Origin of the sequence: Citromicrobium sp. JLT1363 (genome assembly GCF_000186705.1) — a bacterium.
GTDB lineage: Bacteria > Pseudomonadota > Alphaproteobacteria > Sphingomonadales > Sphingomonadaceae > Alteriqipengyuania.
Map to the genome: position 1 here is coordinate 1 of NZ_AEUE01000011.1, position 1,133 is coordinate 1,133.

Sequence of the window (1,133 nt, forward strand, 5' to 3'; positions counted from 1 at the left end):
AAAAGGTAGGCTTCCATAAGGGTTTCAAGCTGCGTTCGCACCTTGCCTACCTTGTCGATTTCATAGCCGCGCACAAGCGCACCGGGGCCGTATAGGCCGGTAACGTCGTATTGGTCGGGGGTAAGCCCCGCCTTTTCGCACAGCGCCGCCACAAGCCGGGCTAGGGGCACGCTTTCAAGCCGCCCGGTGAACCAATGCCCCTTGAACCACAAGCCCCCGTCTGACCATACGGTGCCGCGTGCGGGCCAATCGGGAAACGGTCGCGCGTCCCATGTCCAAATAAACATATTGCGCGGTTCAATCATTTTAAGCCCGCCGCTTTCGGGCGTATTGTTGCGCCAATAGTCAAGCACGGTTTCAGTAGCGACGCGTTGTATGAAGTCGTCGCGCAAACCCGTAGAAAAGTAGGGGTAGGCGCTTTCGGAAGACTTAGGGTCGTAGAAAACGTTTGGTTGATTGGTGCCTTTATCGACCGCAGGAAAGCCGAATTCAGTAAACCAAATCGGCTTTGAATTAGGAACCCAACCCGTCGGCGAAGCGTCTTCGACGTAGCCGGGGCGGTTGTAATGGTAGTTATTCCACCAAGAACGGAAGTCTTTGTTGCGGAATACCCATGGTTTACCGTAGGCACCGTCGGTAATAGGCGTGCGGATTTGCGCGGCCCGGTCGGCTGCGTTCAAGTAATACCAATCGAAGTATTCGCCGCCTTCGATATTCGACCGCAGGTAGTCGGGTTCGTATGGCGAAACCGGCCCGTTAACCCCGTCGTAGTCAAGGTGCTGCGTTCCGTCGCGCCAATCGGACAACGGCAAATAGTTGTCAATACCGCAAGCGTCGATATTCGGCGAAGACCAAAGCGGGTCAAGGTGGAACCAATGGCCGTCGCTCGCGCTATGATACCATTCTGACCAATCGGCGGCGTAGGTTACGTCGGTGCCGCTACCCACAGTAGACTTAACCGAAGCCGCAAGCGACACTAGGCGGTCAACCGACGGGTAGGAACCCAACGCGTCGCGGCTGCGGTTCAAGCCGACAAGTTCCGACCCAATTACGAAGCCCGCAACGCCGCCCGCGTCGTCGCAAAGTTGCGCGTAATGGTTCACCATAACGTCGTATTGGTCATACCACGCGTC

The 1,133-nt window shown here is 56.7% G+C and carries 1 protein-coding gene; it reads right to left on the reverse strand.

The features are described from left to right. Window positions 1-1,133: baseplate megatron protein TIM-barrel domain-containing protein (locus ADAD_RS0115140; RefSeq protein WP_010415569.1), on the reverse strand; the 1,133-nt coding region annotated here is incomplete at both ends.